Source organism: Puia sp. P3 (assembly GCF_050632245.1).
Classification (GTDB): Bacteria; Bacteroidota; Bacteroidia; order Chitinophagales; family Chitinophagaceae; genus Puia.
The window spans coordinates 169,947-191,252 of the sequence record NZ_CP192583.1 but is presented as its reverse complement, the minus strand read 5'-3'; the positions used below and the strand labels follow the sequence as shown (position 1 = coordinate 191,252).

General features: G+C 58.3%; 25 protein-coding genes and 1 pseudogene. 13 read left to right on the top strand and 13 right to left on the bottom strand.

All coding sequences use genetic code 11. The features are described from left to right. The 3 genes from ACQ86N_RS01095 (at window position 1) to ACQ86N_RS01085 (ending at window position 4,317) form a co-directional block, all read left to right on the top strand. The gene (locus ACQ86N_RS01095) at window positions 1-1,158 is read left to right on the top strand and encodes a hypothetical protein (RefSeq protein ID WP_431213552.1); all 1,158 of its coding nucleotides are present in this window, start codon (window positions 1-3) and stop codon (window positions 1,156-1,158) included. Continuing rightward, the gene (locus ACQ86N_RS01090; protein WP_431217933.1) at window positions 1,065-3,281 is read left to right on the top strand and encodes a PKD domain-containing protein; all 2,217 of its coding nucleotides are present in this window, start codon (window positions 1,065-1,067) and stop codon (window positions 3,279-3,281) included. Before ACQ86N_RS01095 ends, ACQ86N_RS01090 begins: the two co-directional genes overlap by 94 nt. 127 nt (window positions 3,282-3,408) lie before the next feature. Further along, complete coding sequence (locus ACQ86N_RS01085; protein ID WP_431213551.1) at window positions 3,409-4,317, top strand: alpha/beta fold hydrolase; 909 nt, start codon at window positions 3,409-3,411, stop codon at window positions 4,315-4,317. Window positions 4,318-4,369: 52 nt separating this feature from the next. Here the strand turns inward: ACQ86N_RS01085 and ACQ86N_RS01080 are convergent, their stop codons facing one another. Both ACQ86N_RS01080 and ACQ86N_RS01075 read right to left on the bottom strand, forming a co-directional pair. Next, on the bottom strand, window positions 4,370-4,666 hold the full coding sequence (locus ACQ86N_RS01080; RefSeq protein WP_431213550.1) for an anhydro-N-acetylmuramic acid kinase: 297 nt from the start codon (window positions 4,664-4,666) through the stop codon (window positions 4,370-4,372). After that, a complete protein-coding gene (locus tag ACQ86N_RS01075) occupies window positions 4,581-5,468 on the bottom strand; it encodes an anhydro-N-acetylmuramic acid kinase (RefSeq protein WP_431213549.1) in 888 nt (295 codons plus the stop codon). The genes ACQ86N_RS01080 and ACQ86N_RS01075 overlap by 86 nt, the downstream gene beginning before the upstream one ends. Window positions 5,469-5,489: 21 nt before the next feature. On the opposite strand from ACQ86N_RS01075, the gene ACQ86N_RS01070 reads away from it, so the two are divergent. The 4 genes and pseudogenes from ACQ86N_RS01070 (at window position 5,490) to ACQ86N_RS01055 (ending at window position 8,141) form a co-directional block, all read left to right on the top strand. Further along, window positions 5,490-6,254 (top strand): sensor histidine kinase, encoded by a 765-nt coding sequence (locus ACQ86N_RS01070; RefSeq protein WP_431213548.1) that lies wholly within the window; start codon window positions 5,490-5,492, stop codon window positions 6,252-6,254. 27 nt (window positions 6,255-6,281) lie between these two features. Then, window positions 6,282-6,931, top strand: a pseudogene (upp, locus tag ACQ86N_RS01065) (uracil phosphoribosyltransferase). Between the two features lie 126 nt (window positions 6,932-7,057). Next, window positions 7,058-7,954: a PorP/SprF family type IX secretion system membrane protein gene (locus tag ACQ86N_RS01060; protein WP_431213547.1), complete on the top strand. Its 897-nt coding sequence runs from the start codon at window positions 7,058-7,060 to the stop codon at window positions 7,952-7,954. Beyond that, window positions 7,884-8,141 (top strand): type IX secretion system membrane protein PorP/SprF, encoded by a 258-nt coding sequence (locus ACQ86N_RS01055; RefSeq protein WP_431213546.1) that lies wholly within the window; start codon window positions 7,884-7,886, stop codon window positions 8,139-8,141. Before ACQ86N_RS01060 ends, ACQ86N_RS01055 begins: the two co-directional genes overlap by 71 nt. A gap of 132 nt (window positions 8,142-8,273) precedes the next feature. On the opposite strand, the gene ACQ86N_RS01050 is transcribed toward ACQ86N_RS01055, so the two are convergent. Continuing rightward, window positions 8,274-8,762 (bottom strand): DNA-3-methyladenine glycosylase, encoded by a 489-nt coding sequence (locus tag ACQ86N_RS01050; protein ID WP_431213545.1) that lies wholly within the window; start codon window positions 8,760-8,762, stop codon window positions 8,274-8,276. A gap of 112 nt (window positions 8,763-8,874) precedes the next feature. Between ACQ86N_RS01050 and ACQ86N_RS01045 the strand changes: the two genes are divergently transcribed. The 3 genes from ACQ86N_RS01045 to ACQ86N_RS01035 all read left to right on the top strand — a co-directional run bounded on the left by ACQ86N_RS01045 (window position 8,875) and on the right by ACQ86N_RS01035 (window position 10,265). Beyond that, window positions 8,875-9,465, top strand: a complete 591-nt coding sequence (locus ACQ86N_RS01045; RefSeq protein WP_431217932.1) for an EI24 domain-containing protein — start codon at window positions 8,875-8,877, stop codon at window positions 9,463-9,465. 94 nt (window positions 9,466-9,559) lie between these two features. Next, window positions 9,560-10,093 (top strand): SAM-dependent methyltransferase, encoded by a 534-nt coding sequence (locus tag ACQ86N_RS01040; RefSeq protein WP_431213544.1) that lies wholly within the window; start codon window positions 9,560-9,562, stop codon window positions 10,091-10,093. Continuing rightward, a complete protein-coding gene (locus ACQ86N_RS01035; protein ID WP_431213543.1) occupies window positions 10,050-10,265 on the top strand; it encodes a hypothetical protein in 216 nt (71 codons plus the stop codon). The genes ACQ86N_RS01040 and ACQ86N_RS01035 overlap by 44 nt, the downstream gene beginning before the upstream one ends. A 7-nt stretch (window positions 10,266-10,272) precedes the next feature. Here ACQ86N_RS01035 and ACQ86N_RS01030 read toward each other — a convergent pair whose 3' ends face one another. From ACQ86N_RS01030 to ACQ86N_RS01015, 4 genes are read right to left on the bottom strand one after another with little or no spacing between them, the layout of a single operon-like run. Next, complete coding sequence (locus ACQ86N_RS01030; RefSeq protein WP_431213542.1) at window positions 10,273-10,650, bottom strand: hypothetical protein; 378 nt, start codon at window positions 10,648-10,650, stop codon at window positions 10,273-10,275. 18 nt (window positions 10,651-10,668) lie between these two features. After that, window positions 10,669-11,379, bottom strand: coding sequence for a M20/M25/M40 family metallo-hydrolase (locus ACQ86N_RS01025; RefSeq protein ID WP_431213541.1), 711 nt, complete (start codon window positions 11,377-11,379; stop codon window positions 10,669-10,671). Further along, entirely contained in the window at window positions 11,340-11,729 is a 390-nt protein-coding gene (locus tag ACQ86N_RS01020; protein ID WP_431213540.1) for a hypothetical protein, read from the bottom strand. The genes ACQ86N_RS01025 and ACQ86N_RS01020 overlap by 40 nt, the downstream gene beginning before the upstream one ends. Next, window positions 11,645-12,148: a hypothetical protein gene (locus tag ACQ86N_RS01015; protein ID WP_431213539.1), complete on the bottom strand. Its 504-nt coding sequence runs from the start codon at window positions 12,146-12,148 to the stop codon at window positions 11,645-11,647. Before ACQ86N_RS01015 ends, ACQ86N_RS01020 begins: the two co-directional genes overlap by 85 nt. 70 nt (window positions 12,149-12,218) lie before the next feature. Between ACQ86N_RS01015 and bshA the strand changes: the two genes are divergently transcribed. Continuing rightward, the gene (gene bshA / locus ACQ86N_RS01010) at window positions 12,219-13,340 is read left to right on the top strand and encodes an N-acetyl-alpha-D-glucosaminyl L-malate synthase BshA (protein ID WP_431213538.1); all 1,122 of its coding nucleotides are present in this window, start codon (window positions 12,219-12,221) and stop codon (window positions 13,338-13,340) included. Between the two features lie 93 nt (window positions 13,341-13,433). Here bshA and ACQ86N_RS01005 read toward each other — a convergent pair whose 3' ends face one another. The 6 genes from ACQ86N_RS01005 to porV form a co-directional block, all read right to left on the bottom strand. Beyond that, window positions 13,434-14,105, bottom strand: coding sequence for a murein hydrolase activator EnvC family protein (locus tag ACQ86N_RS01005; protein ID WP_431213537.1), 672 nt, complete (start codon window positions 14,103-14,105; stop codon window positions 13,434-13,436). A 14-nt stretch (window positions 14,106-14,119) separates the two neighbouring features. After that, window positions 14,120-15,298 carry a murein hydrolase activator EnvC family protein gene (locus ACQ86N_RS01000; RefSeq protein WP_431213536.1) on the bottom strand — a complete coding sequence of 393 codons (1,179 nt, stop codon included), beginning with the start codon at window positions 15,296-15,298 and terminating at the stop codon, window positions 14,120-14,122. Between the two features lie 290 nt (window positions 15,299-15,588). Then, window positions 15,589-16,431 (bottom strand): DUF4292 domain-containing protein, encoded by an 843-nt coding sequence (locus ACQ86N_RS00995; RefSeq protein ID WP_431213535.1) that lies wholly within the window; start codon window positions 16,429-16,431, stop codon window positions 15,589-15,591. A gap of 24 nt (window positions 16,432-16,455) precedes the next feature. Beyond that, window positions 16,456-16,896: a dUTP diphosphatase gene (dut, locus tag ACQ86N_RS00990; protein ID WP_431213534.1), complete on the bottom strand. Its 441-nt coding sequence runs from the start codon at window positions 16,894-16,896 to the stop codon at window positions 16,456-16,458. A gap of 105 nt (window positions 16,897-17,001) precedes the next feature. Further along, window positions 17,002-17,484, bottom strand: a complete 483-nt coding sequence (gene ispF, locus ACQ86N_RS00985; protein ID WP_431213533.1) for a 2-C-methyl-D-erythritol 2,4-cyclodiphosphate synthase — start codon at window positions 17,482-17,484, stop codon at window positions 17,002-17,004. Window positions 17,485-17,623: 139 nt separating this feature from the next. Continuing rightward, window positions 17,624-18,817, bottom strand: coding sequence for a type IX secretion system outer membrane channel protein PorV (gene porV / locus ACQ86N_RS00980; RefSeq protein ID WP_431213532.1), 1,194 nt, complete (start codon window positions 18,815-18,817; stop codon window positions 17,624-17,626). 883 nt (window positions 18,818-19,700) lie between these two features. Between porV and ACQ86N_RS00975 the strand changes: the two genes are divergently transcribed. Both ACQ86N_RS00975 and ACQ86N_RS00970 read left to right on the top strand, forming a co-directional pair. Beyond that, window positions 19,701-20,417 carry a formylglycine-generating enzyme family protein gene (locus tag ACQ86N_RS00975; protein WP_431213531.1) on the top strand — a complete coding sequence of 239 codons (717 nt, stop codon included), beginning with the start codon at window positions 19,701-19,703 and terminating at the stop codon, window positions 20,415-20,417. Beyond that, entirely contained in the window at window positions 20,414-21,247 is an 834-nt protein-coding gene (locus tag ACQ86N_RS00970) for an SUMF1/EgtB/PvdO family nonheme iron enzyme (protein WP_431213530.1), read from the top strand. Before ACQ86N_RS00975 ends, ACQ86N_RS00970 begins: the two co-directional genes overlap by 4 nt. Window positions 21,248-21,306: the final 59 nt, after the last annotated feature.

Genomic DNA, 21,306 nt, shown 5'->3' with positions numbered 1-21,306 from the left:
ATGAGACGGCTACGCCTATCCCTTGCTCTTTCCATCCTTTTTGTATTTCTCTTCCATCATGTTCAATCCCAGTCCAAAGTCGTTCGCAAAGTTGCCTGTACCACGTACTGGGATGCCTACCTGTACTCCGACAGCACAGTGCGCGCACTTGTCTTTAACGCGGAGACCAATCAGAACGAGTTCGATCCCCTGCCCATCAACGGCCGTAAGGCGGTGGACGTATCCACCGGCGTGAACGTCATTACTATCCTGGACGACTCCGGCTTTGTCTGGCTCAACCAGGGCGACCCGTTCAACCCGGCCAGCACTCGCTGGGATACGGATGCCACCGGCGCCCCCTTCAACGGCAACATATCGATCTACGGCTATTATTCTACGTATCTGTCCATCCGCAACGACGGCAGCATCTGGTACTGGGGCGGTGACGACTATCAATTCTATGGCTCCTCCGGCATCGACCATCCGGTGCGGCTGCATACGCCGTCCGGCGTCCAGTTCACCAAGCTGGCTCCCGGCAATACGCTGCTCGCGCTGGCAACCAATGGCGACGTCTATGCCTGGTCCACCGGCGACAGCAACTATGTCAAGGTGACCCTTCCCGGCCCTGCCTCCGATATCGCCGCCGGCAGCCAGGACTTCAATATCGCGGTGGTCCCAACCGCCGGCAGCAGCAGTCATATGGGATGGCCCTATGGTTTTGGAGGTGAGAACCTCTACTACGGCGCGTCCTCTGCCGGCACGTTTTCGGCCCCCATCGCGCTGAAGACGGTGTGGAACATGACTTCCCCCATCAAAGAGATCAGCGCCAGCTACACAGTCATCCAATACATCGACAGCCTCGGCAACCTCTACGGCATCGGCGACAACGCCCAGGGCGAGATCGGCAGCGGCCAGGAGCTCGTGAACCATGCGGAACTCTATGAAACTCCCTATGGCTGGGGCTGGGCCAAGTACGGGTTGATGACCCCCGCACCCGTCCACGTCGCCAGCGGTATAAAGTTCAAAAACTCTCCTCCGGCCCGAGCGACGCCTTTTACCACTACGCCCTCGACGAACACGACTCCCTGTATTTCTGGGGCCGGAACAAGTCCTTTGTCGGCGGCGACGGCGTATACAACAACAACGAAGCCGACTATCCCAATGCGCTGGACGTCCTGACGCCCTCCCTGCGTACCCCGCTGCGGCTGACGCCGGACAGCATCGTCTACTATTCGTTCACGCCCTATACCCTCACGGCTCCCGCGGCGCAGACCATCGGTACGTCAAGCGCGTCGCTGACGGCTACGGCTACGCCCAGCCTGCTGACCGCCGCCGGACATCCCAACTATGGTTATACGATCGTCAAATACCACTGGACCCAGCTGAGCGGGCCGTCCGCCACCATCACCAATCCCGACTCCCTCCACACCACGGTGACCGGGCTGACCAACGGTGTCTATGTCTTTACGATCCAGACAACAGACAATAATACCGGTACCATCAGCGCCAACGATACTATCGTCGCCTCAGGCGTCGCCACAGGCACTGTCGTTCGCAAAGTTGCCTGCACGGAATACCGCGACGCCTACCTCTATTCCGACAGCACGGCGCGCGCCCTGGTCTGGAACCAGGGCCGCCAACCAGAACGAGTTCGCCCCCTTCCCATCAATGGCCGTAAAGCCGTGGATATAGCCACCAGCGGATTCAAGCTGCTCACCATCCTCGACGATTCGGGCTATGTCTGGCTCAACCAGGACAACACCACCAGCACCCGATGGGATACCGATACCACCGGCGCGCCATTCAACGGCAACAAGGCGATCTACGGCTATTTCTTTACCTACCTGTCCATCCGCAACGACGGCAGCATTTGGTACTGGGGCGGTGACGACTATCATTTCTACAATCCCTCCGGCGTCAACATCAACCGTCCGGTCAGGCTTCACGCCCCGGCCGGCGTTCAGTTCACCAAGCTCGCCCCGGGCAATACGCTTCTGGCCCTCGCCACCAACGGCGACGTCTATGCGTGGTCCATGGGCGACAGCAACTACACAAAGGTTACCCTGCCACGTCCCGCCTCCGACATTGCAGCCGGTCACCTCGACTTCAATATTGTGGTGGTCCCCGACGCCGGCAGCACCAGTCATATGGGATGGCCCTATGCCTTCGGAATTGAGAACCTCTACTACGGCGCATCCTCTGCGGGTACCATGTCCGCACCCCTCGCACTAAAGACGGTCTGGGGCATGAGCTCCCCCATCAAGGAGATCACCGCCAACTCCAACGTCATTACCTATATCGACAGCCTCGGCAATCTCTACGGCATCGGCGACAACGCTGTGGGCGAGATCGGCAACGGACAGGAGCTCGTGAACCATGCGGAACTCTATGCCACTCCCTATGGCTGGAGCTGGAATAAATATGGCCTCATGACCCCGGCACCGGTCCATGTGGCAGCCGGTACAAAGTTCAAGCGACTATTTACCGGCATCTCCTTCGCCTTCTACCACTACGCCCTCGACGAGAACGATTCCCTGTATTTCTGGGGCCGCAACAAGTCCTTCGTCGGCGGCGACGGCGCCTACAACAACAACGAGGCCGACTATCCCAATGCGCTGGATATCCTCACCCCCTCCCTCCGTACTCCGCTGCGCCTGACGCCGGACAGCGTCGTCTACTATTCGTTCACGCCCTATACCCTCACGGCTCCGGCGCAGCAGACGATACATGTACCGGCGGGATCGCTGACGGCTACGGCAATGCCCAGCCTGCTGACCGCCGCCGGACACCCCAACTACGGCTATACCATCGTCAAATACCACTGGACCCAGCTGAGCGGGCCGTCTACCGCCACGATCACTCATCCCGATTCACTGAACACGGCCGTGACGGGGTTGACCAATGGCACCTATATCTTTACGATTCAGACGACGGACAACAATACGGCTACTATCAGCGCCAACGACACCATTGCAGTATCGGGTGTGGTGGCGGGTGGCCGGTTGGCTTTGTCGGCGACGGCCGCGGCGATGGCGCAAAACAAGCCGCTGGTCCTCTATCCCAATCCGGTACAGGCGCAGCAGCTGCTGACGGTCGAAGGCGGCCTTCCTCAGGCAGGACAGGTCAGGCTGCAGGTCTATGATATGAATGGCCGCCTGGTAAGACAGGAAGTTACCGTGACGGAGACCGGCTATCTGAATAAGACCATCTCGACGGCCGGCCTCTCGAGGGGAACGTATCAGTTGACGATCCTTTCGGCAGATGGCGTGATTTGGAAGACCTGGATGTTTGTGATCCAGTAGATCAATAAATTGATTTTTAATAGCCCCGCCCGAAAAGGCGGGGCTTTGATTTTGACAGCAATTGCCCGCATCCGGACATTGACGCCGGGCGGCGGCCCGGGTAAATTTGTTGTCTTAATTATCGAACATGAAATACTTCTTCCTCCTCGTTGTCAGCTTTATCGCGGCCGGTGCCCAGGCCCAGCCTCCCGCGGCCCCGCCGGCCAATTTCAAGAGTCATATGGCAAAAGTCAATGGCGTAGACATCCACTACGTCATCGGCGGGAAGGGCGACCCGCTGGTGCTGGTCCACGGATTTGGAGACAACTGGTATATGTGGCATAGAGTCATGCCCGAGCTGTCCAAACATTTTACGGTGATAGCTCCCGACCTGCGCGGCGTGGGGGAATCGGGGAAGCCGGCTGGCGGGTACGACAAGGTGACGATGGCGGAGGACATCTTTCAGCTGACGAAGCAGCTGGGTTATAATACCATCAACCTCGCGGGTCACGATATCGGGATGATGGTCGTCTATGCCTATGCGGCGAAGCACCCGGCGGCGGTGAAGAAGCTGGCGTTTCTCGACGCGCTGATCCCCGGCGTCGAGCCCTCATGGAGCACCTACTGGGGCAAGGCCTGGTGGTGGGGTTTCTTTGGCTGGGAGCCTTCGGGCGAGATCGTAAAAGGCAAGATGGACGTGTTCCTCAAGAATTTCTGGCCGATCGTCGGATACCGCAAGGACGCGTTTACTGCCGCCGAGACCGCCGAGTATATCCGGGCGTATTCGGTGCCGGGGGCGGCGACGGGTTCCTTCCACTGGTTCGGAGCGTTCAAACAGGACGAGAAGGACAATGCCGTTCTCCTGCAGCACAAGTTGACCATGCCCGTCATGACGGTGGGCGGGGACCATTCGACCGGCGGCTTTCTCGGCGACGTGGGCCGGAAGGTGGCGACGAATGTCGTAAAAGAAGTAAAGATCAAAGACGCGGGTCACTGGATCGTGGAAGAGCAGACGGCCCAGGTGCAGGCGGCTTTGCTGGAGTTCTTTATGAACTAGCTTTCCTGGCCTGGCCCTGCCGCGTTAGCTGTCCTGGCCTGGCCCTGCAGCGTTAGCTGTCCTGGCCGATCCAGACGGCGCCGCCGATATTATCGCGGCTGGCGCCCGTGACCGAAGCCAGCGTATTGCTCTCTTCGCGCCAGCGCAGGACGCCGATAAGGGCCATGATCAGGGCTTCTTTGAAATCGATCAATACGGCCTCCGGAACGACGACTTCGACGCCGATGCCTATGAGTTCCGCGCGCAGGCGTTCAACAAGGAATTTATTGTGCGCTCCTCCGCCCGTGACGAGGATCCGGGCCGGCGTCTCCACCTCGAACGACCTGACGGCGACGGCTATTTGCTGCACGATATGGGCGGTATAGGTGCGGAGCGCGTCCGCGGTCGAAAGCCCCTGTATCAGCGGCAGGACGGTCTCCGTGCCGAACTCGTTGGCGAGGGATTTGGGCCGAGGGCTGGGCGTAGTAGGGAAGTTCGTTCAGCCGGTCGAGGAGCGCCTCGTCGATCTTTCCCGTCGCGGCGATGGCGCCGTCGGCGTCGTAGGCCTTGCAGAGACCGGCTACGAGGGTGTTCAGGACCCTGTTAGCAGGACAGACGTCGAAAGCGATGAACTTTTCGCCGTGGCGCGAGATATTGGCGATGCCGCCGAGGTTGAGGTAGAAGTCATAGCCGGGGAGCAGCAACAATTCGCCGATGGGCACGATGGGCGCACCCTGTCCTCCAAGCGCCACGTCCATCGACCGGAGGTCGCTGACCACGTTGATGCCGGTCACGGCCGCGATGGCGGCGCCGTCGCCCAGCTGGGCCGTCATATGGCGCGCGGGGAGGTGGAAGGCCGTATGGCCGTGGCTGACGAGCAGCTGCACGCGGAAGTGGAGGCCGAACTCTTCGACGAATTTCAGCACCTGCTCTCCCAGATACCGGCCATAGTCTGCGTGCAGCAGCTGATATTCCAGCGCGGAGAGCCCGGGGGCCAACGCCAGCCGCTGCCGCCATTCGTCGGAATAAGGGTAACAGACGGTATGGACCAGGGTATATTCCCAGCCTTTCGGGCCTTTTGTGGTCGACGCCTTTTCCTGCAAATGGGCGTAGACGATATCCAGACCGTCGAGGGAGCTGCCGCTCATCAGACCAATGACTTTATAGACCATAGCGCCGCAAAAGTACGATAAATGACCAGACTCCCTCATCTCATCCTCTGGCTACTGCTGTCGTGCGGGGTCTGTACAGGCCTCGTGCTGGCGGTCGTGTACGGCCGTTATCGGGTGAGGAGGCTGCTGGGGGAGAATGAGCGGCTGCTCACCGAGAGGGAATGGCTGCTGCGGGAGGTCCACCACCGGGTGCGAAACAATCTGCAGGTCATCATCAGCCTGCTCAAGATGCAGGCGGCCAACCTGAAGGACGAGGCCGCGCTCAGCGCCTTCGGGGATCTATCGGCCCGCATCTATACCATATCCCTCCTCCACCAGCAGCTATACCAGGACCGGATCGATATGCCCGGGTATGTCCGCCAGCTGGTGGACTTCCTCGAAGAGGGCAGGCGGGCGGGCCATCGTATCCTTTTCCGGCTGGAGATAGCGCCGGTACGGCTGGCTCTGGGCCAGAGCGTGCCCGTGGGGTTGATCCTCAACGAGGCGATCAGTAACGCGATGAAATACGCCTTTCCCCCGACGCGGGCGTCCGCGGGAGGGCCACCTGCCGACCCGGAGATCACCATCACCCTGGCCGGTGAGGGGCCGGCGATCCGGCTGTCGGTCAGGGACAACGGCGTGGGGCTGCCCGCCGACTATGACATCGGCAGGAGCGCCTCCATGGGGCTGCCGCTGATACGGATGCTCGCCACACAGCTGGAGGGGGAGATGATCGTGGAGGGAGGGGCGGGCGTAACTATTGTGGTTGTGTTCCGGCGGGCCGACGATTCGGGATTTTTATCGTAGGTTTGCCCTCCAAAATACCCAACACATATGGTCGTCAACTTAAGCGAGCAGTATACCCTTTTGTGCGACTGGATCAGCGAGATCCGGGACGAAGAGATACAGAAGGACCGCATGCGGTTCAGGCGCAACCTCGAGCGGATCGGGGAAGTGGCGGCCTATGAGATCAGCAAGACCCTTCCCTTCGTGGTGAAGGAGGTGCAGACGCCGCTGGGCATCGCTTCGTGTAAGGTGTTGGAGAATCAACCGGTTGTTACGACCATCCTTCGCGCCGGTCTGCCCCTGCACCAGGGGCTGCTGAATTTTTCGACAAGGCTGACAACGGATTTATTTCCGCGTACCGCAAGCACAACCGGGACGGTAGCTTCGATATCAGTCTGGACTACGTCAGCTGCCCCGAGCTGGAGAACAGGGTCGTGATCATCTCGGACCCGATGCTGGCCACCGGCGCCTCGCTGGTGAAGACGATCCAGTACCTCCGGGACGAGGGTCACCCGGCGGAGATCCACGTGGTGGTCGCCATCGCCTGTACGGTGGGGATCGAGTTTGTCCTGCGGAGTGAGCCTAACTGTAAGATCTGGTGCGGCGCCATCGATGACGAATTGACAGCCAAGGGGTATATCGTTCCCGGCCTCGGGGATGCGGGCGATCTGGCCTATGGAACCAAGGTCCAGATGTAGATTGGGCGCGGTCCGCATGTAAATTCTTGTTTTTGCCCTTTTTTTATTATTTTTTCGGCAGTTTAGTCGACAATAACCCAACCCCCGGATCGTTTTTTCCGTCTTATAATTGTGATTTAACTGTTTATGAAGCAGAAAACTTTTCCTATAATCCTGTCTACCCGCCCCGCCGGCCGCGCTGCGGCTGCCTTCCTTATTCTTGTGGGCCTTCTCTTTGCCGGTAACAGCGTCCAGGCGCAGGATCCCGGTTTCTCACAATTCTTTGCTTCGCCGCTGACCCTCAACCCCGCCCTGACGGGCAAGTTTAACGGGGTGGTACGGGTGGCCGGCAACTACCGCAATCAGTGGCCTTCTATCAATAACGCCTTTATCACATCCACGGTCAGCGTCGACGCACCCATCCTGCGGAACAAGCTGCCGGAGAACGACACACGGGGCATCGGCGTCATGGCGATGAACGACAAGACGGCCGCGGGCGCGCTGACCAGCAATTTTATCTCCTTTTCCACAGCCTATCACAAAAGTCTCGACGAGGACGGCTACCACCAGCTGGGGGTCGGCTTCCGGGGCACTTATGCCAATATGCGTCTCGACGGCACACAGCTGCATTTCGAGGACCAGCTGGACCTGCAGGGCGGCTGGACGGGTCTCTCCAACGAGCCCATCGCCTACCGCGTCGTCAGCACCAACTATTTCGATATGAATCTGGGTGTGCTCTACAACGCCACCACCGACGGCAACAACAATTTTTACGTAGGCGCCAGCGGCTATCACCTGAACCGCCCAAAGGCCTCCTTCCTCGGGACGGATACCGTCAACGTCCCCACGCGCGTGACGCTGCACGGCGGTGGCTATTTCCCGATAGTCGGCTCGCCGAGCACGATCTATGTCAGCGGTCTCTTCAGCAATCAGGCCGGCGCAAGACAGTATGTCCTCGGCGGCGCACTGGACCGTGGCTGCGAGCACCGACGAGACCAACCCCGTCAACTTCTACGCCGGCGTCTGGGGCCGGTTTACCAATAACACTACCGACGCGGTCATCCCCTATGTCGGTCTCGACTACAGCGACTTCAATCTCGGCGTGACCTATGACGTCAACGTATCCTCGCTGAAGACGGCGTCGCAGAGCCGCGGGGGCATCGAGATCTCGCTGATCTATATCAAGAAGAAGTCGGATGGGAGGAAGGGCGTGCCTTGTCCGAGGTTCTAGACCGTGTTTTGCTTCTTGTTACCACTTACATATTTATTCCCTTTGAGAAAAAATCTGTAGAGGAGCTTCGCGTCCTCGCCCGCATAGTCGACACCGATACGCGGGGTGGCCACGATCTCGCCGCGGCGTGGTTTATAGCCGTCGTCGCCGATGTAGATCTCGTCGCCGAGGAGGGAGGTGCCGGTGTGAGTGGTGAGGAGGCCCGAGGGCCTTCGAGAGGTTGCCGGGGCCGCGGGTGAGAGTATGGTCGAGTTTTGGTTTACCGGTGCGCTTTAGCATGGTGGGGATGCCTTCGAGGGGTTCGAGGGCCCGGACGAGAACGGCGTGGGGGACGTCCTTTTGGTTGGTAACGACGTTGAACAGGTGATAGATCCCATAGATGAGGTAGACGTAGGCGGCGCCGCCCTGTCCGAAGATGACTTCGGTGCGGCGGGTGCGGCGGCCGGACCAGGCGTGGCTGGCGCGGTCGATGACGCCGTTGTAGGCCTCGACCTCGACGATGCGGCCGGAGGTGAGATGGTTGCCGAACTCCGTGACGAGCACTTTACCCAGCAGATCGCGCGCGATGCGTACCACGTTGGGGCGGTCGTAAAAGGGGCTATCAAGTTTTTTAACGGTCAAGTTCATCAATTTAGCGTACGTTTGAAAAAAAGACGTTGCTGAAGGAACTTATTATAGCGTTTCAGTCTTATGTCCGGGCGCACCAGTTCGTAAGCAAACATAAGCTTTGGAAGTGGATCCTGATACCGGGGATTTTGTATACCGTTCTTTTTTGTGTGGGGATGTATTTTTTCTGGACTTCGACGAGCGAGGCGGTATCCTGGTTGAGCAGGGTGATCGGGATCCAGCGGTGGTTGCACCATCAGCAGAGTGCAGCACTCAGCTTCCTGTTCGTGATGGGGGGATCATGTTTCACCTGGTGCTGGTGTTCTTTTACTTTTCCTTATTCAAATATCTCTTCCTGATCATTGGGTCGCCGCTGTTCGCATATCTCAGCGAGCAGACGGAGGCGCTGATCAATGGGAAGGAGTATAGTTTCCGGCTGGACGCGCAGCTGATGTCCGATATGGGCCGCGGCGTGCGGCTGGCGGTGCGGAATTCGTTGTGGCAGACCGTGTATACGATCAGCATTCTGATCCTGTCCTTTATCCCGCTGGTGGGGTGGATCACGCCGGTGATCTGTACGTTTGTGGAGTGTTACTACTATGGATTTTCCATGCTGGATTATAGTTGTATGCGGCACCGGCTGGGCTCCGCGGCTTCGGTTGCGTATATCAGTCAGCATAAGGGACTGGCCATCGGGAATGGGATGGTCTTTTTTTGATGCATTTTGTGCCGGTGCTGGGGTGGGTGTTGGCGCCGGCTTATGCCGTGATTGCGGCGACGATTAGTCTTTATCATCAGAATTTGGAATAGATATGGATGGTCCTGCACTTTATTTGATCCCCTGTTATCTCGATCCTGGGTCGCTGACGCCGTTGCCGGCGTATATTATCGACGCGGTGAAGGCCTGCCAGGTCTTTTTTGTCGAGAACGAACGGACTGCGCGCCGATACCTCAAAGCCCTCTGGAAGGAGATGGTGATCGACGACTACGAATGGCATACCATCCACAAGGCAGAGGAGGAAGTGGTGGCGGTGTTCCGCCAGCGGCTCAAAGAGGGAAAGACGATCGGCCTGATCAGCGATGCAGGCTGTCCAGGTATCGCGGACCCCGGCCAGATCCTCACCGACGCCGCCCACCGGGCAGGGGCAACCGTACATCCGCTGGTCGGTCCCAGCAGCATCCTGCTGGCCCTGATGGGCAGCGGCCTCAACGGCCAGCAATTCCGATTTTCCGGCTACCTGCCGGTAGACGCGGCCGGCCGCGCGAAGACGCTGCGGGACACTGGAGGCCGAGTCCGCGCGTTTGAACTGTACACAGATCTTCATCGAAACCCCCTACCGCAATAACCAACTGCTCGAAACCCTCCTGTCGACCTGCCGGCCCGCGACGCGGCTCTGTATCGCGGCCGATCTGACGGGTCCGGGGGAATATATCAAGACCCGGACGGTGGGGGAATGGAAGGAGGGGAAGTTGCCGGAGTTACACAAAAGACCCACGATATTTTGTCTGCTGGCCTAAGATTACCCTATTTCGCCTCGTTAGTGATCGCGATAATACTATCCACGATGAACTCGCTGTAGCCACGCCAGGGGACGACGCCGATGTATTCCTTATAGTGGAGTTCGACGTTGCGGCCGCTGTTGAGCATGAGCTTTTGGGCGACGGCTTCGTTGACGACGGAGAAGGTGAACTCGTAGGACTGGATGGTGTTGGGGATCTTCGATCGGAAGCCGCTCTGGATCAGCTTGCCCTCGTATGTCTTGAAGAGGAAGCCTTTTTTTACCACGTAGTTGAGCTCGCCCGCCTTGACGCCTTCGCCGAAGACATAGAAGTAGCGGACGAAGATGAAAACGATCACGCCCACGATGATGACTGCGGCGGCGATGCCAAGGAATTTTTTCATAGTATAGCCGTTTGCGTGTTACAACCCATATTTATCGACGAGATAGATCAGCGCCGCCATGTTGACCGCTCCCATTTCAAGCTCCCGTTTGTTAACATTCTCCAGCACGTCATTCCGGGCGTGGTGGTACTCGAAATAGCGCTGCGAGTCCGGGCGCAGCTCGCCGACGGTGGCATTCAGCTGCCGCGCCATCGGGTTCACGTCCGATCCGCCGCCGCCGTGTTCGAGTTCGTAGACGCCGTAGGGCTTGAGCAGACTGATCCAGGGCTGGATGGCCGCGAGTTTGTCTTCGGACAAAGACAGCGTGAATGCCCGGGGAGTGAATCCGCCGTTGTCGCTCTCGAGGCCAAGCAGGTGTTTCTCACCCGCGTCTTTTGCGGCTTCGGCGTATTTACGGCCGCCGCGACCGCCATTCTCTTCATTGGCGAAGAGGACGACCCTGATGGTGTGGCGGGGTTTGTAGCCGATAGCCTTCAGCGCCCTCAGCACTTCTATCGACTGGACGCAGCCCGCGCCATCGTCCTGTGCGCCTTCGGCGGGGTCCCAGCTGTCGAGGTGCCCGCCTACTGTAATATATTGGTCGGGGAATTCGGTGCCCTTTAGTTCACCGATGATATTGTGGGCGGGTGTGTCGGGGAGCATGTGGGCGCCCGAGCGCATATAGACGGTGGTTGCGCCGGGGTTTGTCTTTAGTTGTTCCGCCAGCCGGTCCGCGTCGCGGAGGCCCACCGCGAAGGCGGGTATTTTTGGAAAGGAGTCATTGTACATGAGCGCGCCGGTGTGGGGAAATTGGTCACCGAGGAGCTCATGCTGCGGACCAGAACGCCGATCGCGCCATATTTTGCCGCGCGGCTTGCCCCTGCGCCGCGGTAGCGGACGGCGTCGCCGTAGGCCTGGAAGGTTTCGACGAAAAGGGGATTGAAGGGATAGTTATAGAATACGATCCTGCCTTTGAGGTTGTCCTTTTGTTGTTCGAGTTCGTCGAAATTGTTGATCAGGATGACGGGGGCACTGGATGGCGTTGGCGCCGGTGCCGCTGGGAGTTGCCGAGGGCAAGGACGTCGAGGCCTCCGCGCCACATTGCCGTGGAGCCGCCTGTCGCGTCACCATTCCTTGCGGACCTGACCCGCACCGGACCTGACCACGACGCGGAGTCGCGGCCTCCCCGCACCCAGTGCGGTACCATGCACTCCTGCAACCAGACCTTGTCGGCATTGGCTGCGCCCAGCGCCTGCTGTCCCCATTTCTCGGCTTTGTAGTAGCCGGCGCTGCCGGAGAGACGTGCACCAACCGATTTTGTCAAAAGGCGGAGGTTGCCGTAGGCCTGGCCATCGGTGAGGATGGTGTCGGCGAGCCGGCGGATAAAGATGGAGTCGTCGGGCGTCACCGTTGTCGGCTGCGTGGCCGTGGGAACAGTCTGTGCATGTGTTGCCGCAGGCGCCATCAGAACGACTAAGAAAAATAATAGCAGGTTGCCTTTCAACAATTTAGGGTGCATCTTGTTAATTTGGGCTAAAGTTAAGGATAAACTACCTTCGGGCAGGGCCTCGTAATCATAAATAAACTCTATGCGTATAGGAATAGTTTGTTATCCGACCTTCGGTGGCAGTGGCGTTTTAGCGACCGAGCTGGGGAAGGCGTTGGCCGACAAAGGACATCAGGTTCACTTCATCACCTACCAGCAGCCGGTGCGGCTCAACGAGTTCAACGCGAACATTTTCTACCACGAGGTTCGGGTTACGACCTACCCCCTGTTCGACTATCCCCCATACGAGACCGCGCTGTCGAGCGCCATGGTGGACGTGATCAACAACCACCAGCTGGACCTGCTGCACGTACACTATGCGATCCCCCACGCTTCCGCGGCTTATCTGGCAAAGAAGATCGTCGAAGCGCAGGGCCGCTATATTCCGGTGATCACGACCCTCCACGGTACCGATATCACCCTGGTCGGCCGGGACAAGACCTTCGCTCCTGTGGTCGCATTTTCCATCAACCAGAGCGACGCCATCACGGCGGTATCCCAAAATCTGCGGGACGAAACCTACCGCAGCTTTGCGATCGAGAAGGAGATCCGGGTGATCCACAACTTCGTGGATACAGAGCGTTTTCATAAGAAGCCGATCGACGCGTTCCGGAAGGTGATCGCTCCCAACGGGGAGCGCATAATCATGCACGCGTCGAACTTCCGCAAGGTCAAGAGGGTTCAGGACATCGTCCGCATTTTTGAGATTGTGCACAGGAAGATACCGAGCAAGCTGCTTTTTGTAGGTGACGGGCCTGAGCGGTCTGGTGCGGAGAGTCTTTGCCGGGAGCTGGAGATCGATGCAGACGTCCGGTTTGTCGGCAAGCAGGAGCAGATGGAGGAGATACTGGCGGTGGCGGATCTTTTTCTGCTGACCTCGGAATACGAAAGCTTTGGACTGGCGGCGCTGGAGGCGATGGCCGCAGGGGTTCCCGTCATTTCCACGAATGCGGGTGGCTTACCGGAGATACAGATACAGGGGGAGACGGGGTATCTGGACGATGTGGGGGATATTCACGGTATGAGTGAGCACGCGATACGCATCCTGCAGGACGACGAGACGCTGAAGCGGTTCAAGGCAAATGCGGTGGCGCACTCGAAGAATTTTGATATACATCGGATTGTGCCGCAGTATGAGGCGTTGTACAATCGATTTTTGGCGTAGGGGAATGGTTCACGCGGTGCGGCCGGCGTGGTTCACGCGGTTCACGCGGCGGGCCCCGGCCGGCGGGCGGTTCACGCCGGGGCGGCTATTTCTTCAACCAGAGCTCCGGGTCGTAAAGTGGCCACCTTCATCCGATAACATGAACTCCAACTGACCGATAGCGGCAATGCGGCCAAGCGGTTCACCCGCCTGTACCTGGTCGCCCTTCACCACTGTAGTCGTTACCAGATTGCTGTATGCCGTATAATAGCTGCCGTGCTGAAGGATCACGCACAAAACACCGGCGATATCCGTCACTGAGGTTACTTCTCCCGAATATACGGCCCTGACGTCGGCGCCTTCTGCACAATCGATGGTGGTGCCCAGATTGTTGTGATAAATTTCTCCGGCATATTTCTGAGGACCGAAAGACGCCGATACCGTTCCCGCGACGGGCCAGCCCAGATGGCCTTTCTGGCGGCGGAACTCGTTGGAGAGCGCGATTGTGGCGGCATCACCCGTCCAGCAAACGGTCGTCCTTGACGCGGCCCGGGAAGCGATCACCCCTGAAGCGGACCTGGAGTGCGCCGACTTACGTCCGGCCACCACCACGCGATGCCGCATTCCGGCCTTAACGGCCCTGGCCAGCCGATGGTTCTTTTGACCGCTGCTGCGTCTTACCGTGTGGTAGGGCTTTTTGGCGCTGTGCTCCGCTGCCGGCGCGGCGGCGGCGCAGAAGGAGAGGGACATGAGGAGCATTGCTCCGGTAAATAATTTCTGTATCATAGGGTGGGTAGATATTAACGTCTCAGCCAAACCTCGGGGTCGTACACCTTATTCTTTTCGTCAGACAGAATGAACTCCAGCTGCGCTTCGCCGCCGATGCGGCCGATGACCTGACCGGTATGGACCTGTTCGCCCTTGCTGACGGTGACTGAACCAAGATTGCTATAGGTAGTAAAGTATTTACCGTGACGGATCATGACGGCCTGGACGTCGCCGACGCTGAAGACGCTCTGCACTTCGCCCGTGAAAACGGCTTTGACCGGGGTGCCCGCGGCGCAGTCGATGGTTACGCCCTGATTGTTGTGCTTGATACCCGGAATGTATTCGTGGGGACCGAAGGCCATGCTGATCGTGCCGCTGACGGGCCAGGGCAGCTGGCGCCTGTTCTTCTCGAAGTCGCCGCTCAACCGCAAATCTTCTTCGCTGGTGAATACGGTCTTGTTGTATGCCTTGACCGGACTGAGGGTCGCAGGGGCCACAGCCTCTTCGGCGGGGCGGGTGGACTTGTTGTTCGCGGGCGTTGATTTCTCGGCGGCCTTTTCGGCGGCTTTGGCGTCGGCGTTTCGTTTGGCCGCCTCCTTGATGGCCAGGTCGCGGGCGCGCTTGATGGCGGCGGTGATCGCGGCGCCGAGGCGGAGGTCCTGTTTCTGTTTGGCGGCCATTTCCTTTTTCAGCTCTTTCTCCTGGGACTGCAGGGTTCTGACGGCGGCGTCCTTTTCCTTTTTCTCGCCTTCGAGGAGGGTCCTTTCCTTGCTCTGCTTCTTGAGTGCTTCGTCCTTTTCTATGCGGGTCACCTTGAGGCCGTCGATCTTGACCTTTAGCTGGTCCTGGGTGCGGAGGATATTCTCGGCGCGTTCTTCCCGGTAGGCGCGGTAAGATTTGAGGTATTGGATGCGGCGGACGGCGTCGTTAAAATTGGTGGCGGAGAAGATGAAGTTCAGGAAGTCATAGCTGCTACGGTTCTTGTACGCAAAAACAATACTCTGCGCGTACTGGATCCGGAGGGTATCGAGCTCATTCCGCAGCTTGGTAATGTCGCGGGCGGAGTTGTTCATGTCGCTCTGGATGACGTCGATCTGCTTGTTGATATTGCTGATGGCGGATTCACGCAGCTTGAGCTTGCGCTGCAGGAGGTTCAGCTGGACCAGGGTCTCGTGCTTGTTCTTATGGGTCTCGTCGAGGGACCTTTTCACGTCCTCGATCTCCTTCTGGATGGCGGCCCGTTCCTTTTCCAGGTCGGTGCGGTTCTGTGCGGGCGTTTGGGCCCGGACGACCAGCCCGGCAGCGAGGAAGACCAGAAATAGAGTGCCTGTAAGAAGTTTTTCAGCATGACTCCGAAATTAATTGATCCCCCGGGAAAATCGGCAAAAATATCCCCCGGAATTAAATTGTCTGATAATTGTCCTCAGTGCCGGCTGACCCGTGGTCCCCCTTGCAATTATATTTGTAAACGCAAGACCGGGTGCGGGAGTATATATAACGTTTATCTACGCTTATAATTTTTTGGAATAGTAAATGGAAAGCTTAATGGTTCGTTAAACTTATACTGCTTGTAGTTGATCTCGATATCCGTTTTTGACTTTTCGGCGACGGACACCTTGCGGTAGGTCGAGAAAGGCACCGCCGATGAGTAGTCGTATTCGCCGTAGGTGATGTCGCCGGTGCGGGAGCGCAGGGGATCGGTATCGTCCAGCTTGGAGTGCTGCTGCGTGCCGTCGGCGGCCATGGTGAGGAAGTTGCGGAAGATGGTGCCCGAGCTGAACAGCGAGACCCCGCCCTTAACCTCGTCTTTATAGAATATGATGTGCGCTGTATCGAGAAAAATGGGGTTGCCGATCAGCAGGTCCTGCAGGGTGCTGAAATCCACGGGCAGGTGTACCTCGTCCTGGAGGAAGGACACCGACCGGAGCCGGACGACCTTCTTCAGCTTGTCGAGGATCTTGACGCTGTCCGGCGTGATCAGCAGGCGGAAGGCCTCGATGCCGAGCGCGGCGTTCACCGACACCCAGATCATGCTGTCCTTCCGGATGCGGAGGAAGGCGTTGACCTCATAGTCCTTGCCGTCGCCGCCTTCGTAGTGGACCTTCAGCTTGGCGTTGAAGGTATTGAAGTCGATATGGTTGTGGTTCAGCTTGTCGAGGGTCTGGCGGATGACCAGCAGGGAGTCGGCGTGTGCATCACGCACGGGGGCGACTGTGACGTGGGTCGTGTCCTTTTTGACTACGGGCGTAGTGATGACCTTCCGGATCTTCTTTGTCGAGCGGCAGCCCTCCGTCACACCTGCCAATAATCCAATGAGGATAAGACCTGCCAGAAATCTAAACATGCTGTATATGTGAGTTGATGAAAACTATTTTGATCCGGTGTGGCCGAATCCACCGGCGTTGCGGGCTGTGACGCTGATCTCTTCGACGGCTGTCCAGCCGATCTGGACTACGGGACTGACGACCATTTGGGCGATCCGGTCGCCGGGCTGCAGCACCTGTTGTTCGCCGGAAAGGTTGATCAGGATGACCTTGATCTCGCCGCGGTAGTCGGAGTCGATGGTGCCTGGGGTGTTGAGGCAGGTAATCCCCTGTTTGATGGCCAGGCCGCTGCGGGGGCGGATCTGGGCTTCGTAGCCGTGGGGGAGTTCGATGAACAGGCCGGTGGGGATCAGCTGCCGTTCCATCGGTGCGAGGGTTACGGGAGCCGTGAGGTGGGCGCGGATGTCCATTCCGGCGGAGCCTTCCGTCGCGTACTCGGGGAGGGAGTTAGGGGATTGGTTGATGACTTTGACAGTGATTCTCATCAGGCGTAAATATATTTTTTAGTGGTCTAATGCAGTTCGCCTTCGGCGCGTGCTGACATGGCGCAAAGGTAGGGGTTTGTCGCGTGAACCGTGGACCTGAACCACCTACCCTGCTTTCTCCAGTAAAACCGTGGCGTACGCGGTCAGTCCTTCCCCGCGGCCGACGAACCCCATCTGCTCGGTCGTCGTGGCCTTGATGGAAATATCGTCTGCCGCGATGCCCAGCCGCTGCGCCATGGCCTCGCGCATGGCGCCGGCGTATTTCATGATCTTCGGCGCCTCGAGACAGACGGTGCTGTCGATGTTGACTACCCTCCAGCCTTTCCCGCGCACCAGCGCATAGGTCTTTTCCAACAGGATCTTGCTGTCGATATCCTTGTACGCAGGGTCAGTGTTGGGGAAATGCAACCCGATATCCCCCAGATTGAGGGCCCCCAGCAGGGCGTCGCAGATGGCGTGCAGCAGGACGTCGGCGTCGCTGTGTCCCAGCCCGCCCCGCTCGTAAGGAATATGTACACCGCCCAGCCAGAGCTCGCGCCCCGCGGCCAGCTGATGAAAGTCGACTCCGAATCCGATTCTGTATGACATTGATGTGAACCGCCGGCTATTGGCCGACGGGTGCCAAAAATAAGATAATGCGGTCCAACTCCCCGCGTCCGGTGCCGTCGGCCGGACAAAAAAATCCCGGGGACCTGCCCCGGGACCTCAATATATTATATACCGGCGATTAATTGGTCGAGCTCGACGTGCTGCTGTTGTCGCTGTTGCTGTCCAGGTCGAATGTCAGGCCAAATCGGAGGGTGTTGGACAACGGATTCCTGTTGGTCCCGCTACCCGAAGGCACCAGGTAGGAGAAGTTCAGCCCCATCACGTTGTACTTCAGACCTACGCCCACGCTGAAATACTTGCGGTCGCCCTTGGTGGGGTCCTCGTAGTAGTAGCCGGCGCGGAAGAAGAACTGGTCCTGATAGGCATACTCGGCGCCGAGAGAGAACTGGAGGCTTTTGAACTGATTTTCGCCGCCAAAGCTGCTGAACCAGCTGCCGACAAAGCTCTTCTGGTGGTAGTTGGCCAGGTTGGTGGAGTCGTTGGTGGCGTCCGTCGCCGCGTTGCCGGTGTTGGACGGCTTGGGGGGTACGGGAACCAGCAATTTGTGCATGTCCAGCCCGATCGTTAGCTTGTTGTCCTCATTGAAGACGGCGGTATAGGCAGCGCCCAGACCGAAGTCGGCGGGGATATAGTCCTTTTCCGTTGCTGAGTTGGTATACCCGATCTTACCGCCGAGGTTGGTCAGCGCAAGACCGAAATTCCAGCCACCGGCCTCGTCCGTCACCCCGTGGTAGTACAGGGAGATGTCGGCGGCAAAGGTCTTGCCGGGCTGGTAGGTCGCGCCGCTGGCGGCATAGCCGCTGGCGAGGTTCGAGTAGATATAGCGGCCGGCCAGGGCGATACCCAGCTTGTCGCTGAGTTTACGCGAATAGCCGAGGTCAAAACTAAATTCGCGGGGGTGGCCCTCGCCCAGTGCGTTGCCGTTGAAGTCCTCGAACTGGATATTACCCAGACTGAAATACCGGATGCCGAGCGACAGCGCCGCGTTCTCGTCCAGCTTCTTATAGCCGCTGGCCGCGAGCAGGTAGACGTCGTTCAGGCCGAGGTCCTTCAACCACGGAGTATAGGTGATCCCGATGCCGATGTCTTTTTTGGCAAACGGGGTCTTCGACAGATTGTAAAAGCCGCTGGAAGCGTCCGGAGAAGTGGCCAGTCCGAGATCGCCCATCCCTCCGGCCCCGGCGTCAGGGGAGATCCGCAGGAAAGGGACGGCCGTTGTAGTGACATTGATGCTGTTAGCCTGCCCCATCGCCTCTCTGCCTGTAAAAACTAGAACCACTAAAGCAGCTAATCCCTGGTAAAATCTTTTCATGAGCTTTTTAAATTTTCTTTCTACGCAAATAAATTTTTTTGTCCTGCCCGGCGCATGCGCCCGGGTGATTGGTGAACGGTCTGGGGGGTCGCCCATTCCCGACACGAAAATTTTGACAATTTGGTTTCCCCGACGGAAGTTTTTTTGCCGGCGCCGCGAGGCTCTTCTTCAAAAATGCACGATTCCCGGGGAGAACCTTTTAGAAATGTAGATTTGCGATATAGGCTGCTTTGCTTTTGGTTATCAATTAATTATAATTTTTCAGCGGGACGGCTGCCGGCCGGTGTGCCGGGTTATCGGTTTTAACCCTCCTCCAACGGCGAATGACCCAATTTATTGTTGTCTATCCCGTTGTTTAATGGCCAGTTAGGGGCCAGCTCATCCGCTTCAAAGGCTGTGCCGGGACTGAGCCCGGAGGCCGGCCGGGGACGAGCCGAGGGCGACCGAGGGGCGACCCGGGGACGAGCCGGGGGCGACCAGGGGCGACCCGGGGACGAGCCGGGGGTCGGGACGAGCCGGAAGAAACCAAAGTCCGTGCCGTTTACCCGAAAATGGACGGATTTGAGCCGGGGATGGACCGGGAAGGGGGTGTGAACCGCGTGTGAACCGGCGGAATGCCCCCGGTGGATAACCACCGGGGCCAAAGATCACCCCGCCAGGCAACTGTGGAAAACTAACTCTCGTATTTTAATACAATAAAACAGTAAAAAGCATCGTTTTCCACCTTAGACCGGCCCTGGGCTCGCCCCATCGTCTGGCATACTATTGGCAACTAACCGGTAAACCGGTCGCCGGAAGGAGTAAAACCCAGCCCCGACGGCCAAACCACCGGAAACGGCCAAAAAATTAAAAATTTCGGCAAACGCGTTAACTAACGTCAACTATGAATCTGAAAAACCTAGCGATCCTGGCAATTACCGTATCCATTACAGGCACGTCCTGTTTTCACAAAAAGGCGGAGCAGTCCAGCGTCACCGGCTGGAACTACAATGACTCCAAGATGGGCGGGTTCCAGGTTTCCAAAGAAAAAGAACAACGTACCGGTCCGGGTCTGGTATTCGTACAGGGCGGTACCTTTACCATGGGTGCCACACAGGAAGACGTCATGCGCGACTGGAACAACGTTCCCCGCCGCGTAACCGTCAACTCCTTCTACATCGACCAGACCGAAGTGGCCAACATCCACTACCGGGAATACCTCTACTGGCTGAACCAGGTATTCGACGCTGACGAATACAAGGCCGTCCGCGAAGCCGCTCTGCCCGACACCCTGTGCTGGCGCAGCGAGCTCGCCTATAACGAGCCGATGGTGGAATACTATTTCCGCCACCCCTCCTACAATTTCTATCCCGTCGTAGGCGTGACCTGGAAACAGGCCCACGACTTCTGTCTGTGGCGTTCAGACAGAGTCAACGAAAAAGCCCTCATCGACCGCGGGTATATCAACCCCAACTCAGTAAAGAACCTCACCGGCCTGGGCCAGGAAAACTTCAACACGAAGGCTTACCTGATGGGTGAATTCCAGGCTACCCCCGATAAAAAGGCAAGGTCAAAGAGCAACCCCCTCAAGAACCCCAACGGTACCCCCGTACCCAGGTGACCTTCGAGGACGGTATCCTCCTTCCGAACTATCGCCTCCCGACGGAAGCCGAGTGGGAATACGCCGCTCTTGGCTATATCAACCAGAACCCGCTGCCCGGCAAGAACGACAAGTCGCGCGGTGAGGAACTGATCGCCAATAAACAGGTCTACTCCTGGAGCAACAACGTCAACGGCCTCCGCGACACGCGTCACGGCAGCTGGCAGGGTACCTTCATGGCGAACTTCAAACGCGGTGCTGGTGACAACATGGGCGTCGCCGGTGGTCTCAACGACAACGCCGTCTACACCGCCCCCGTCAACTCTTTCTTCCCCAACGGCTTTGGCCTTTATAATATGTCCGGCAACGTGAGCGAGTGGGTAGCCGACGTCTACAGACCGATGACCGGTCAGGACGCCGACGACGTAGCCCCCTACCGCGGTAACAAATTCCAGACCGTCGACTACGGCAAGGAAGGCAAGGCCGAAAGAGACAGCCTCGGCCGCATCAAGCTCCGCGACGTGACCGACTCCGAGAGCGTTAAACGCCGCAACTACCAGAAGGGCGACGTGATCAACTACCTCGACGGTGACTCTACCATCTCGGGCATCAGCTATGGCTACGGCAAGACGACGCTCGTCTCCAACAAATCCCGCGTGATCAAGGGCGGTAGCTGGAACGACCGCGCCTACTGGCTGAGCCCCGGCACCCGCCGCTTCCTCGAAGAAGACCAGAGCAACAGCACGGTTGGTTTCCGTTGTGCTATGGACCGCGTAGGCAGCCCCGCAGGTAACGGCCGCCAGACCGGTATCAACTACAAACAACGACGCCAGAATACACGTAAACAGTAAATAGATTTGACGTAAAAACGAAGCCCGGAGTAACCCTCCGGGCTTTTTTATTCCAAATT